13 protein-coding genes are annotated in these 12,499 nt (G+C 73.2%); 6 read left to right on the top strand and 7 right to left on the bottom strand.

What is annotated here, in order from left to right; translation table 11 throughout:
- Positions 1-56 precede the first annotated feature (56 nt).
- The gene (locus ACTJJZ_RS11470) at positions 57-674 is read left to right on the top strand and encodes a MarR family winged helix-turn-helix transcriptional regulator (RefSeq protein WP_440721321.1); all 618 of its coding nucleotides are present in this window, start codon (positions 57-59) and stop codon (positions 672-674) included.
- 25 nt (positions 675-699) lie between these two features.
- Here the strand turns inward: ACTJJZ_RS11470 and ACTJJZ_RS11465 are convergent, their stop codons facing one another.
- From ACTJJZ_RS11465 to ACTJJZ_RS11440, 6 genes are all read right to left on the bottom strand, one after another.
- A complete protein-coding gene (locus ACTJJZ_RS11465; protein ID WP_440721320.1) occupies positions 700-1,116 on the bottom strand; it encodes a VOC family protein in 417 nt (138 codons plus the stop codon).
- Positions 1,117-1,210: 94 nt separating this feature from the next.
- On the bottom strand, positions 1,211-1,627 hold the full coding sequence (locus ACTJJZ_RS11460; protein WP_440721319.1) for a VOC family protein: 417 nt from the start codon (positions 1,625-1,627) through the stop codon (positions 1,211-1,213).
- 36 nt (positions 1,628-1,663) lie between these two features.
- Complete coding sequence (locus tag ACTJJZ_RS11455; RefSeq protein ID WP_440721318.1) at positions 1,664-2,431, bottom strand: siderophore-interacting protein; 768 nt, start codon at positions 2,429-2,431, stop codon at positions 1,664-1,666.
- Positions 2,432-2,476: 45 nt separating this feature from the next.
- Positions 2,477-2,680 carry a hypothetical protein gene (locus ACTJJZ_RS11450; RefSeq protein ID WP_440721317.1) on the bottom strand — a complete coding sequence of 68 codons (204 nt, stop codon included), beginning with the start codon at positions 2,678-2,680 and terminating at the stop codon, positions 2,477-2,479.
- 113 nt (positions 2,681-2,793) lie between these two features.
- Positions 2,794-3,741 carry a DNA-3-methyladenine glycosylase family protein gene (locus ACTJJZ_RS11445; RefSeq protein ID WP_440721316.1) on the bottom strand — a complete coding sequence of 316 codons (948 nt, stop codon included), beginning with the start codon at positions 3,739-3,741 and terminating at the stop codon, positions 2,794-2,796.
- Positions 3,742-3,865: 124 nt separating this feature from the next.
- Positions 3,866-4,576, bottom strand: a complete 711-nt coding sequence (locus ACTJJZ_RS11440; RefSeq protein ID WP_440721315.1) for a winged helix-turn-helix domain-containing protein — start codon at positions 4,574-4,576, stop codon at positions 3,866-3,868.
- A 330-nt stretch (positions 4,577-4,906) separates the two neighbouring features.
- Here ACTJJZ_RS11440 and ACTJJZ_RS11435 point away from each other — a divergent pair, with 330 nt between their 5' ends.
- The 5 genes from ACTJJZ_RS11435 to ACTJJZ_RS11415 all read left to right on the top strand — a co-directional run bounded on the left by ACTJJZ_RS11435 (position 4,907) and on the right by ACTJJZ_RS11415 (position 11,315).
- Complete coding sequence (locus ACTJJZ_RS11435; protein ID WP_440721314.1) at positions 4,907-5,215, top strand: GNAT family N-acetyltransferase; 309 nt, start codon at positions 4,907-4,909, stop codon at positions 5,213-5,215.
- Positions 5,216-5,443: 228 nt separating this feature from the next.
- Positions 5,444-6,628: an exonuclease SbcCD subunit D gene (locus ACTJJZ_RS11430; RefSeq protein ID WP_440721313.1), complete on the top strand. Its 1,185-nt coding sequence runs from the start codon at positions 5,444-5,446 to the stop codon at positions 6,626-6,628.
- The gene (locus tag ACTJJZ_RS11425) at positions 6,628-9,609 is read left to right on the top strand and encodes an AAA family ATPase (RefSeq protein ID WP_440721312.1); all 2,982 of its coding nucleotides are present in this window, start codon (positions 6,628-6,630) and stop codon (positions 9,607-9,609) included. The genes ACTJJZ_RS11430 and ACTJJZ_RS11425 overlap by 1 nt, the downstream gene beginning before the upstream one ends.
- Before the next feature lie 82 nt (positions 9,610-9,691).
- Complete coding sequence (locus ACTJJZ_RS11420) at positions 9,692-10,057, top strand: YciI family protein (protein WP_440721311.1); 366 nt, start codon at positions 9,692-9,694, stop codon at positions 10,055-10,057.
- Between the two features lie 22 nt (positions 10,058-10,079).
- Positions 10,080-11,315, top strand: coding sequence for an RNA polymerase sigma factor (locus tag ACTJJZ_RS11415; protein WP_440721310.1), 1,236 nt, complete (start codon positions 10,080-10,082; stop codon positions 11,313-11,315).
- A 3-nt stretch (positions 11,316-11,318) separates the two neighbouring features.
- On the opposite strand, the gene ACTJJZ_RS11410 is transcribed toward ACTJJZ_RS11415, so the two are convergent.
- Positions 11,319-12,488, bottom strand: a complete 1,170-nt coding sequence (locus ACTJJZ_RS11410) for a thiolase family protein (RefSeq protein ID WP_440721309.1) — start codon at positions 12,486-12,488, stop codon at positions 11,319-11,321.
- Positions 12,489-12,499: the final 11 nt, after the last annotated feature.

Genomic DNA, 12,499 nt, shown 5'->3' with positions numbered 1-12,499 from the left:
CTAGCTTGGCAAGTAATCATCCTGGGGTGAAGAATGCTCGTGTGTAGCATGGCGGGATGACGCAGGAGCGCGACGACGCGGCGCGGACGGTCCCGCGCGCAAGCGCATCGCGCGACGGCGTCGCACGGGGCGCGGTCTACGACATCGAGGCGAGCGATCCCTCCGGGATGCTGTTGGACCGTGCGGGGGTCGGCGCGGAGGAGATCCGCCAGATCGCCGAGCTGATGGCCGCGCTCGGCGGGCTGCGCGATGCCGAGCAGCGCCTCGCCGAGGCCTCCCGTCGGTACATGCGGCTCAACGACACCGATATGCGGGCGCTGCTCTACCTCATCGTGTGCGCGAACCAGGGAGCGGTCGCCACTCCGGGCGGGATCGCCCAGCACCTCGGCATCTCGACGGCGTCGACGACGAAGCTGCTGGATCGGCTGGAGCGCGGAGGCCACATCGTGCGCGCACCGCACCCGTCCGATCGCCGGGCGCTCGCGATCTCGATCACACCCGAGACGCAGCGCGCCGCGATGGAGACGGTGGGGCGGCAGCAGGCGCGCCGGTTCCACGCCGCGGCGCGGCTCAGCGCGGACGAGCGCGCGATCGTGACCCGATTCCTCCGCGACATGACCGAGGAGCTCGGGCTCGACGGCGTCGCCTGGGCGAGCGCCGAGCCCGAGCGCTGAGCCCGAGCGCTGACGGCCGGCCGGGTCAGCCCTGACTCTCGCCGGCCGAGAACATCCAGGAGACGCCGAATCGGTCGACGAGCATCCCGAACTGGTCGCCCCACGGAGCCGGGCCGAACGGCATCGTGATCGTCGCGCCGTCGGAGAGCTTCTGCCAGACGTCGCGGAGCGCCGCCTCGTCGGAACCGCTCAGCGAGACCGAGACGCCCTGCGGGGCCTGGTACTCCATGTGCGCGGGGGTGTCGGACCCCATCAGCACGAGGCCGTCCGCCGTGGTCAGCATCGAGTGCATGACGAGACTCTTCTCGGCCTCGTCCTCGACCATGCCGGGGATGTCGCCGAAGGTCATCACCTGGAGGTCGCCGCCGAGCGCATCGCGGTAGAACTCCATGGCCTCGCGCGCATTGTCGCGGAAGGAGATGTACGGGTTGAGGGTGGTCATGGAGGTCCTCCGTCAGAGCTCGGATGGGATGCGCGGGATGTGCGCAGGATCAGTCTGGGCCCGGCCTCCGACATCGGCAATGGTGTTTCGCGGATCAGCCTGCGGCGGTCTCGCGAGGCGGGTTGTGCATGAACTCGACCCGGATGCCGTTGTCGTCCTCCACGAACGAGGCGTAGTAGCGGTCGGAGAAGCGCGGGAACACCTTCGGGTCCCGCACCGAGGTCCAGCCCGCGTCGAGCGCGACCTGGTGCAGGCGGTCCACCTCCTCGCGCGTGTCGGCGGCGAAGGCGAGGTGCTGCCAGCCGATCCGGCCGTAGCGGTGCGGCTCGCCTCCGGGCGCGGGCGCCCGATACAGGATCAGCTCGGTCTCGCCCTCGCGCCACCAGGCGATGCCGCCCTCCAGCTCTCCGTCCTCCGGGGTGCAGCCGAGGGCGGTGAGGACGGGGTTCCACTGCGCGAAGGCACGGTCCAGGTCTTCGACGGTGAGGCCGAGATGATCGAGGAGAGGCATGTCGCCAGTCTGCCGGACGGACGGTCGCGCGCGAGCTCAGTGCGGGGCGTGGTACTCGGCCTCACCGCGCTTCCAGTAGCCCTTCACGATGGCGCGCGACGGCTCGATCGACCAGCGTTCGAGCAGCGCACGCCCGGGCTTCACGATCGACGACTCCGCCGCGACGAAGACGAACGGGGCGTCGCCGGGGCGATCCTCGGCACCGAGCGCGTTCAGGTGGGCGGCGAGCGCAGAGCCCGCCGGGGCGTCGCCGCGGTGCACCCATTCGACGTCGACCGGGGCGTCGATCGTCAGCTCGTGCTCGGCGTCGCGCACCTCGACCGCGATGCGCGCCGAGGCGCCGGACGGGATCTGCGCCGCGAAGCGCCGGATCGCCGGGATCGCGGTCTCGTCGCCCGCGAGCAGCCAGCCGTCCGGGTCCCCCTCGAGCACGAGGGAACCGCGCGGGCCGCCCGCGCCCACGGTCGCGCCGATCGGGGCGTTCGCAGCCCAGGGGGCGCCGACGCCCTCGTCGCCGTGCACGGCGAACTCGACGTCCAGCCAGTCGTCGCCCCAGGCGAGCGGCGTGTACTCGCGGCTCGGCGCAGCGCGCAGCTCCTCGACCGACCCGGTCGGACCCTCTGCGAAGAACAGCCGCATGTGGTCGTCCGCACCCAGCGAGGAGAAGCCGGCGAGGTCGGATCCGGTCAGCCGCACGCGCACATAGTCTGCAGAGAGCCACTCGCGCGCGGCGAGGGCGAGCGTGCGGAAGCGCAGCTCCAGGGGTCGGCGCACGAGGGCGAAGCCGGATTTCACGGGGTCCATGAGGCAACCCTAACCCGCGCGACTCACGGCGATCCGGGGCGGTGGCTACAGCTCGATGCCGTTGTCCTCGTCGTGGATCCCGGCGTTGCGGCCCTGACGCGACTCGTAGCCGAGGAACCAGACCAGCCACACCAGCAGCGCGAGCACGAGTCCGAGCCACACGTTCTGCAGGATCAGGCCGACCACGATGCCGAGCCCGAACAGCAGCGCGGTGCCGGCGACGCGGATCCCGGTGCGCGGTCGAGTCATGCGGCCCAGCATAGGGCGACGGCGGCTCCGGTCGCGCCACGGCGTGGCAGGCCCTGTCCTCCGCCCCAGGCCACGATCCGCACGGTCTGGGGAGGATCCGCGTGCACCGCGGGTCAGTGCTCGCGGTGGTCCTCGGGAGCGAGGCGCGGGCCGCGGCGCGGCTCGGCGGCGCCACTGAGCCGGATCAGGCGGACGACCCGCTGACGGTGGCCCGCCCAGGGTTCCAGCAGCGCGAGCATGCCGGCGTCGTCGGTGCGAGCGCCGGTCAGCGCGTAGCCGACCTCGTGCGCGAGGTGATAGTCGCCCACGCTCACCGCGTCCGGGTCGCCCAGGGCGCGGATCCGGGTCTCGGCCGAGGTCCACGGGCCCACTCCTGGCAGGCTGGTGAGCGCCGCATCGCGGGCGGTTCCGTCCGTCGCCGCGCGCACGGCGCGGGCGATGCTCGGGGCGCGCTCGGCGGCGCGGACCACCGTGCGCGACTGCGGCGGCTGCACGCCGGCACGGTGCCAGGCCCAGGACGGGATGCGGCGCCATGCCTCGGCGACCGGCGCTGCGAAGAGCGGCCGGGGCACGGGACCAGGGGCGGCGTCGCCGAACCGGGTGACGAGCACCCGCCAGGCGCCGAACGCCTGCAGCCCGGTCACCTTCTGCTCGATGATGGCACCCGCGAGCGCCTCGAACACCGCATCGGTGCGAGTGAGGCGCAACCCGGGGTTGCGGTGCGCGGTGGCGGCCAGCAGGGGATGGCCGGAGGGATCGAAGCCCTCATCGTCGTCGGCGGCTCCGCACAACCGCGGGACCTGGGCGAGCGCCTCGCCGGCGCCGGGACCCCAGGCCGTGGCGCGGACCTCGTCCGCCGCCGCGCGCAGCGCGAGCGTCGCGATTCCGGCGTCGGTGCGCATCGCCCGCCAGGCCACGGATCCCTCGATCGCCATGGTCGGATCCTTGCGGCCGCGCTGCAGGATCGCGACGGTGCCGAGCAGATCCAGCGGACGAGGGGGACGGTAGACGCTCTCGAGCGCGGGTGACGCCAGGGGCGTCGGATCCGCGGTGAGGGTCATGGGAACACCCTAGACGGGTGCGCCGACCTCGGAGCAGCGCGCGCGAGCACAGCGGACACGAGAGGGCAGGGGCTCCTCGCGGGAACGGCCGGCTCCGGGCGCGATCGCCTCTTCCGGCGCGGTGTCAGAAGCGGTCGGGGGAGGGCGATCCCACGCCGTAGCGGATCACGACGTCGGCGTGCCGGTCGAAGCGATAGCCGACCCCGCGGACGGTGCGCACGATGTCCTCGTAGCGCCCGAGCTTGGCGCGCAGGCGGCGTACGTGCACGTCGATCGTGCGCTCGCCGGGGGCCTCCTCGTCGGAGGTCTGCCACAGGGCCGAGACCAGCTCGCTGCGCTCGATCGTCGAGCCCTCGCGCAGCACGAGGTACTGCAGCAGCTCGAACTCCTTGTAGGTGAACGCGGCCGAGTCGCCGTCGATCAGGACGCGCTTGCGGGAGATGTCGACCACGACGCCGCCGCCGTCCTCGGGCTGGCGCTCCTCGGCCTCGGCCTTGGAGCGGGCGATCGCCCCCGGCTCGTGCAGGGCGAGACGCACGACGTCGAGGTCGCGGCCGCCGGTGCCGTGCGGGGCGAGGGCGACGGTGGCGTGGGTCTCGGCGTCGGGCGCCAGCTCGGCGAGGGTGCGGCGCAGCGCGTCGACGAGCAGCGGCAGGCTCACGCCGTTCGTGGCGGCCTTCAGCTCGTCGATGCCCACGTAGAGGGCGAATCCGCGGGGGGAGCGTGCCGGCGGTGCATCGACGGCCGGGGCCGGCGTGTCGATCTGAGTGCGAGGCACCGCGTGCAGGCGGGTGGGGGCGATGACGGGACGCTCGAGCAGGAGGGTGTTCGACATGATGATGGGTCCTTGAAAGGAGGGAGTCGGTCGACGACTCGGAGAGTGTGTTGCGAAGTGACCGGCGGGCCGGGGGACGGGCACGCGGGTGGGTGCCCGGAGACTCAGCCCGCGAAGATCACGACGAGCGAGTCAGACAGAGATTTGTGGCTTCAGCGACACATTCGGCAACACATGCCAACGCGACCGGGCATCATCATCCCGGTAGTCCCGTTCGCCTCCTGGGCGGACATGGGGCGTGCGTTGGTGGTCATGGGCCCGATTATTACCGATGGTGACCTCCCGTGTCAAAACGGACCCGGTCGAAGAATTCGGGCGTAGCGTGAAACGGTGGGGAATTCTGCAGGCTCCGACCGGTTCGTGCTCACTCGCGAGGACGATGCGTCGCGTTACACGCTGACGCGCGACGGCGTGCTGGTGAGCGTGCTCGACTACCGCGACGACGGCCGCACCATCGCGCTGACGAGGGCCTTCACGATCCCGGATTTCCGCGGATCCGGCTATGCCGCAGAGGTCGTGGCGGGTGCCGTGGACGACATCGCGGCGCGCGGGGATCGGCGCATCGACGCGGTCTGCTGGTACGTCGCCGACTGGTTCGAGGCGCACCCGGAACGGGCCGATCTGCTGCGCGTGCGCTGAGTCCTATCGCTTCGCGCGACGTGTGTGACGTCGTGTTACGCGCCGAGAGGGGACGCGATCACGGGATCCGTCCTCCCGAGCCGGGCGGCATGCCCGGCGGTCCCGTTCCGCGCACTGGTCGCGTATTGCGGTCATGCCCGCCCCGGAACGGCGATACGCGACCAGCGAGCCGACCCCGCCCGGCACGCCTCGGGAGGAATGTCCGACCCCGTCCGTAGCGTGGAGGGCATGAAGATCCTGCACACCTCGGACTGGCACATCGGCCGGACCTTCCACGGGCACTCCACCCTGGATGCGCTCGCCGAGGTGCTCGGCGAGCTGGTCGTGCAGGTGCAGGAGCACGCCGTCGACGTGGTCGTCGTCGCGGGCGACGTGTTCGACTCCGCGACCCCCGCCGCTTCCGCCTACACGCTGCTCACGGACACGCTCGTCGCCCTGCATGCCACGGGCGCCCAGGTGATCGTGACCAGCGGCAACCACGACTCCGCGGCCCGGCTGGGCTTCCAGTCGCGCCTGCTGCGCGACGGGATCCAGGTCGTGACGGATCCGCGTGCGATCGGCGAGCCGATCACGATCGCCGACGCCGACGGCCCTGTGCGGTTCTTCGGGATCCCCTACCTCGAGCCCGCCATCGTGCGGCAGCACTGGACGGATGCCGGCAGCGCGGGCGACGACGCCGGCGGGCGCCCGCTGCGCACCCAGGCGCAGACCCTCGCGCACGCGATGGGGGTCGTGCGCGCAGGGATGGCCGAGCACCCCGGGCGCTCGGTCGTGATCGCGCACTGCTTCGCGGCGGGCGTCGATGCGACGGCCGGCCTCGAGCGCGAGATCCGCCAGGGCGGCATCGACATGGTGCCGGTCTCCGTGTTCGACGGTGCCGACTACGTCGCGCTCGGGCACATCCACGGGCGCCAGGCGCTCACCGAGCGGATCCGCTACGCCGGCGCACCCCTGCACTACAGCTTCGGCGAGCAGCACAAGCCCCGGGGATCCTGGCTCATCGACCTGGCCGCGGACGGCGCGGTCGACGCGCAGTGGCTGGAGCTTCCTGTGCCGCGTCGGCTCGTGACCCTGACCGGGCCCCTTGACGAGATCCTCTCGGCCGAGAGCGTCGCCGCCCACCGCGACGACTGGGTGTGCGCGGTGTACACCGACGACCTGCCGCACACCGAGCCCATGCGCCGCCTGCGCGAGAAGTACCCGTTCTGCGCGCTCGTGCAGCACGAGCCCACCCGGACGGCCGCGCTCGAGGAGCGTTCGTACAGTGAGCGCCTGCGCACGGCCGCGACCGACGAGGAGCGCATCGACGCGTTCCTCGCGCACGTTCGGAACGGTGCCGGGGCGACGCCGCGCGAGCAGGAGCTGATCCGCGAGGTGCTCGACGACCGCGCCCTGGCGGAGGCCCTCGTCTAGTGCGGCTGCATCGACTCGAGATCGAGGGCTTCGGGCCGTTCCTGCGGCGGCAGACGATCGACTTCGACACGTTCGCGGACGACGGCGTGTTCCTCATCGGCGGGCGCACCGGCGCCGGCAAGTCCAGCATCCTCGATGCGGTGTGCTTCGGGCTCTACGGAAACGTGCCCCGCTACGAGGGCGGGGAGAAGCGTCTGCGCAGCGACCATTGCGAGCCGGCGGATCCCACCGAGGTCGTCGTCGAGTTCAGCACCGTCGCCGGCCGGTTCCGGGTGACCCGGTCGCCCGAATACCAGCGTCCGGCGAAGCGCGGCGGCGGGCTGACCAAGCAGGCGTCCGCCGTGGCGCTGGAGGAACTCATCGGCGGGGAGTGGATCGGCCGGGCCGCGCGCGAGGTCGATGTCGCGCACGAGCTGGACGAGATCCTGCAGCTGAACCTGCAGCAGTTCCTGCAGGTGATCCTGCTCGCGCAGGGGCGCTTTCAGAAGTTCCTGCATGCGGACAGCAAGGAGCGGCAGCAGCTGCTGCGCCGGCTCTTCGGCACCGGCCGGTTCGAGGACTACCAGGCCCGCCTCGACGAGCGCCGCCGTGCATCGGAGCAGGCGCTGGGCGCGGGACGCGCGTCCGTGATCGCCCGCATCGAGCAGGCCGAGCAGCTCGTCGCCGAGAACGACCTGCACGGAGCGAGCACCGACGCCGCATCGGCGCCGGCCGAGCGCTCGCTCGATGAGCGCCTCGACGCCGTGCGTCGCGCCCAGGCGCGGGCTGACTACCGGGCCGAGCAGCGCCGCCAGGATCGGGATCTGGCGGAGGCCGCGCACCGCACGGCGACCGCCGCGCACGTCGTCGCACGCGAGGAGCGCCAGGCGCAGGCGGAGCGGGATCGCGCTCGCGCCGCGCTCGCCGCCCTCGATGCCGCCGCCGATCGGATCGCCGCCGATCGGCGCACCCTGGACGACGCCAGAGCCGCCGAGGCTCTCCGGCACGTGCTGCACACGGCGGAGCGCGCCGCCGTCGTCGCCGCGGCTGCCGGCGAGGCCGCCGCCGAGGCCGAGGAGGCATGGCGGGGGATCGCCGTGGACGACGACACAGCGCCGGAGTCCTCCGCGGATGCGCTGCGGGCGTGGGCGTCCGACCTCACCCGGACCAGCGGCGCCTGGCAGCAGGCCGCAGCGACCGAGGCGCAGCTCGCCGCCTTCGAGACGGCGGTGTCGGCCGCGCAGAGCGAGCAGGAGTCCGTGGCGGCGGCGCGCGGNCGCGCCGCCCTGCCCGCCACGATCGAGGCGCTGACCGCCGAGCGCGACGATCTGCGCCGCCGGGCCGACCGCGCCGCCGACCTCGAGACCGTCGTGGTCCTGGCTGCCGCGCGGCTCGAGGGCGCCAGGGACGCAGCGGCACGGTCTGCGGAGCGGAGCGTCGCGGAGCGGACGGTCGCCGACCGCGAACAGCAGGCCGCGGCCGCCTTCGCCCGCGCCGCGGACCTGCGCCGCCGCCGCGACGCGGGAATGGCCGGCGAGCTCGCCGAGGCCCTGATCCCGGGCGAGGCCTGCAGCGTCTGCGGATCCACAGAGCACCCGGCGCCGGCCGTGCACGCGGATCCGGTCTCGGCGGACGATGTGGCCGAGGCCACGGACGCACGGGAGCGCGCCGCCGAGCAGGTGCGCGCGGCCACGAGCGCCCTGGCCGCGCTGGACGCCGACCTCGCCGCCGCGACTGCGCGCGCCGACGGGCGCACGGCCGAGGCGGCCGAGGCCGAACTCGCGATCGCACGAGCGGAGCGCGATGATGCGGTGGCGGCACAGGCCGCCGCCACGGATGCCGAGCAGCGCCTCGCCGCGCTGCGGGCGAAGGCCGAGGGGCTCGAGGCGACGATCGCCCAGCTGGCCGTCCGCCACGCGGAGGCGAGCGAGCGCCTCGCTCTCGCCCGGCAGACGCTCGCCGCCGCCCGGGAATCCGTGGCGCAGGCGCGTGGTGCGTTCGCCACCGTCGCCGCGCGCCTCGACGATGCCGCCGTCCGCATCGCAGCCGCGCAGGCCCTCGCCGCCGCGATCGAGGAGCGCGAGGCCCGGTCCGATGCGGCATCCGCCGCGCTCGCCGAGCAGCAGGCGGCCCTGGCCGCATCGCCTTTCGACGACGCGACCGCCGCCGGGGCCGCCTTGCGCAGCCCCGCCGACCAGGCCGCGCTCGAGGAACGGCTCGCCGCGCACGCCGCCGAGCGCGCCAAGGAGCGTGCGATCCTGCTCGACCTGGAACTGCGCACCCTGCCCGACGACCCGATCGACCTCACCCCGTTCGAGTCGGCCGAGTCCGCGGCGCGTGCGGCGTGGACGGCCGCCGTCGACGCCGCCAGCCGGGCCGACGCGACAGCCGCTCAGCTGGGAGCTCTCCTCGAGACGGCAGCGGCCGAGCACTCCCGCGGCGCGGCCGCAGCCGCGGACCACGAGGTCCTGCAGCAGCTCGCCGACGCCGTCTCCGGCCGCGGGGCGAACACCTACCGGATGAACCTGGAGACCTTCGTGCTCGCCGCGGAGCTCGAGGAGATCGTCGCCGCGGCGAACCTGCGCCTCGCCGACATGTCGTCGGGCCGCTACCAGCTGCAGCACAGCGATGCCCGGGCCGCGCGCGGGGCCGCCTCCGGTCTCGGCATCGTGGTGTTCGACGCCTTCACTGGGCAGACGCGGCCGGCGCAGTCGCTCTCCGGCGGGGAGACGTTCCTCGGTTCGCTCGCCCTCGCGCTCGGTCTCGCCGAGGTCGTCACCGCCCGTGCCGGCGGCATACAGCTCGACACCCTCTTCATCGACGAAGGCTTCGGATCCCTCGACGGCGAGACGCTCGACGTGGCGATGCGCACCCTCGACGAGCTGCGCGCGGGCGGTCGCACCGTCGGCGTCATCAGCCACGTCGAGGCGATGCAGGAACAGATCCCGGCTCAGATCACGGTGCGCGCGACGCCCGACGGCCCGAGCATGATCGAGTCCTGAGAAGTTCTCCGCGAGTGTCGATTCCGGCCTTGTCCGTTCGCTGTGGTTCTGAGACCGTTCCCCTGACGAAAGGATCACGACCGTGAAGTACGTCATCATGTTCACCGAGACACCCGAGTCCTACCGGGATGTGTCCGAGGAGCGCCACCAGCAGATCTATCAGCGCGTCTGGGACTGGTTCCAGGACAACGACGGCGAGATCGCCGACGGCGGCGCGCAGCTCCAGCCGGTGGCGACCGCGACCACCGTGAAGTCCGGCCCGAACGGCCCCGTCGTCGTGGACGGGCCGTTCACCGAGGCGAAAGAGGTCGTGGGCGGCTTCAGCATCATCGACGTGCCCGACCTCGACGCCGCGATCGCCCTGGTCAAGACCTGGCCCGAGTTCGAGCTGCCCGGGATCGGCGTGGAGATCCGCCCGATGGTCACCGACTACAGCCAGTTCGAGTGACCGGCTGAGCGGAATCGGGACGATGAGCGCCGCGGCGTCGGATCCGGTCCTCGTGCGCGTGCTGCGCGACGAGGCCGGTCGGATCGTCGCGGCGCTCGCCCGCTCCTTCGGCGACCTCGACGTGGCGGAGGAGGCGGTCGCCGACGCCGTGGAGGAGGCGCTGCGGGGGTGGCGCGTGCGCGGAGTGCCGCCGAACCCCGGCGCGTGGCTCACCCAGGCCGCACGGCACAATGCGCTCGACCGGCTGCGACGCGAGCGCCGTCTCCGGGAGAAGGCGGAGCTGATCGGCGCGCGCGCGGCCACCCGAGAGGCGGCGGGCGCTGCCCCTGCCGTCGCCCGTGAACCCGACGAGCGCCTGCCGCTGCTGTTCGGATGCTGCCACCCCGCGATCCCGCCCGAGGCGCGCGTCGCGCTCACCCTGCGGGCGGTGTGCGGCCTGACCACGGTCCAGATCGCCCGCGCGATGGTGGCGCCGGAGGCGACGGTCGCTCAGCGCATCGTCCGGGCGAAGCGCAAGATCGCCGCGACCGGCATCCCGCTGCGGATCCCCGAGGGGCAGGAGCGGGTCGACCGGCTCGATCTCGTGCTCGCGGTCGTCTCCACGATGTACGCCCAGGCGCACCTCGCGGCCGGCGCCGATGCGGCGGCTGATCGCAACCTCGCCGACGACGCGCTCTGGCTGGCGCGCGTCGTCGCACACGACCTGCCGCTCGAGGCCGAGGCGCACGGCCTGCTGGCGCTGCTGCTCTTCCACCGCTCCCGGGAGGACGCCCGCGCGGTCGACGGCGAGCTCGTGCTGCTCGCCGAGCAGGACCGCACCCGGTGGAATCAGGCGCTGCTGGCCGAGGCGCGGGTGCGGCTGGACAGGGCCGCGCTGCTGCACCGGCCGGGCCGCTGGCAGCTGCAGGCGGCGATCGCCGCGTGCCACGCCGATGCGCTCGGGCCGGACGACACCGACTGGTTCCAGGTGCTCACGCTCTACGACATGCTGATCCGCTACGACGCGTCGCCGATCGTGCGGCTGAACCGCGCCGTCGCTCTCGCGGAGGCGGTCTCGCCCGAGGCCGCGCTCGCCGAGGTGGAGCAGCTGGGTGCGGTGCTCGACGCCTTCCACCTGTGGCACGCCGTCCGTGCGCACCTGCTGCGGCGCCTCGGGCGCGCCGAGGAGGCGGACGCCGCAGACCTGCGCGCACTCGAGCTCACCGCGAACGACGCAGAACGCCGGCTCATCGCGGCGCGGCTGAGCCCTGGCCGCTGAGCGTCAGAGCAGCTCGTACACGGTGGCGTTGGCCATGCCGCCGCCCTCGCACATCGTCTGCAGGCCGTAGCGGATCCCGTCCTGCTGCATGTGGTGCAGCAGGGTCGTGGCCAGGCGCGCGCCGGATCCGCCGAGCGGGTGCCCGAGCGCGATCGCTCCGCCGCGCGGGTTGGCGAGCTCCGGGTCGGCCCCGGTCTCGGTGAGCCAGGCGAGCACGACGGGCGCGAACGCCTCGTTCACCTCGAAGGCGCCGATGTCGCCGATGCCGAGGCCTGCGCGCTCGAGCACCTTCGCCGTGGCCGGGATCGGTCCGGTCAGCATGAGGATCGGATCCGAGCCCACGACGGCGACGCTGTGCACGCGCGCGATCGGGGCGAGGCCGAGTTCCGCGGCGCGCGCGCTCGTCATCATCAGCACGGCGGCCGCGCCGTCGGAGATCTGCGAGGCGCTGCCGGCCGTCACCACGCCGTCCTCGAGGAACGGGGTCGGCAGCGTCGCCAGGCGCTCGACCGTGGAGTCCGCACGGATACCCTGATCCGTCGTCACGACGCCGGCGGCGGTGGGGACGGGGACGATCTCGTCGGCGAACAACCCGGAGGCGGTCGCGGACGCTGCCCGCTGGTGCGAGCGCACCGCGAACTCGTCCAGTCGGGCGCGGGAGAGGCCCCACCTCCGTGCGATGAGCTCGGCGCCCACGCCCTGATTGCCGAGGTCCGGGAATCGCTCGTGCATGAGCGGCCCGTAAGGATCCTCGCCCGCGACGCTGGAGAACATCGGCACGCGCGACATGACCTCGACCCCGCCCGCGACGACGATGTCGGCGTAGCCGGCGATGATCGCAGCCGCGGCGCTCTGGATCGCCTGCTGCGACGACCCGCACTGGCGGTCGATGGTCATCCCGGGCACGTGCTCGGGCAGTCCCGCGGCGAGGGCGGCATTGCGGCCCACATTGAACGACTGCTCGCCCACCTGGGACACGCAGCCCCACAGCACGTCGTCGACGAGCGCCGGATCCACCTCGGTGTCCGCCAGCACCGCCCGGATCGGGTGCGTGGACAGGTCGACCGGGTGCACGCCGCTGAAGACGCCGCGCTCGGGCTTGCCGATGCCGACCGCCGTGCGGCGGGCGGCGACGATGACCGCGTCCCGGCCGGAAGATCCAGAGGTGCTCATCCTGCCATTGT

Source organism: Microbacterium sp. 22242 (genome assembly GCF_052045495.1).
Classification (GTDB): Bacteria; Actinomycetota; Actinomycetes; order Actinomycetales; family Microbacteriaceae; genus Microbacterium.
This window is presented reverse-complemented; position numbering and strand designations above follow the sequence as displayed.

Coding starts and splice junctions, on each gene's coding strand:
- ACTJJZ_RS11470 (WP_440721321.1), top strand. CDS start 57: ATGACGCAGGAGCGCGACGACGCGGCGCGGACGGTCCCGCGCGCAAGC.
- ACTJJZ_RS11465 (WP_440721320.1), bottom strand. CDS start 1,116: ATGACCACCCTCAACCCGTACATCTCCTTCCGCGACAATGCGCGCGAG.
- ACTJJZ_RS11460 (WP_440721319.1), bottom strand. CDS start 1,627: ATGCCTCTCCTCGATCATCTCGGCCTCACCGTCGAAGACCTGGACCGT.
- ACTJJZ_RS11455 (WP_440721318.1), bottom strand. CDS start 2,431: ATGGACCCCGTGAAATCCGGCTTCGCCCTCGTGCGCCGACCCCTGGAG.
- ACTJJZ_RS11450 (WP_440721317.1), bottom strand. CDS start 2,680: ATGACTCGACCGCGCACCGGGATCCGCGTCGCCGGCACCGCGCTGCTG.
- ACTJJZ_RS11445 (WP_440721316.1), bottom strand. CDS start 3,741: ATGACCCTCACCGCGGATCCGACGCCCCTGGCGTCACCCGCGCTCGAG.
- ACTJJZ_RS11440 (WP_440721315.1), bottom strand. CDS start 4,576: ATGTCGAACACCCTCCTGCTCGAGCGTCCCGTCATCGCCCCCACCCGC.
- ACTJJZ_RS11430 (WP_440721313.1), top strand. CDS start 5,444: ATGAAGATCCTGCACACCTCGGACTGGCACATCGGCCGGACCTTCCAC.
- ACTJJZ_RS11415 (WP_440721310.1), top strand. CDS start 10,080: ATGAGCGCCGCGGCGTCGGATCCGGTCCTCGTGCGCGTGCTGCGCGAC.
- ACTJJZ_RS11410 (WP_440721309.1), bottom strand. CDS start 12,488: ATGAGCACCTCTGGATCTTCCGGCCGGGACGCGGTCATCGTCGCCGCC.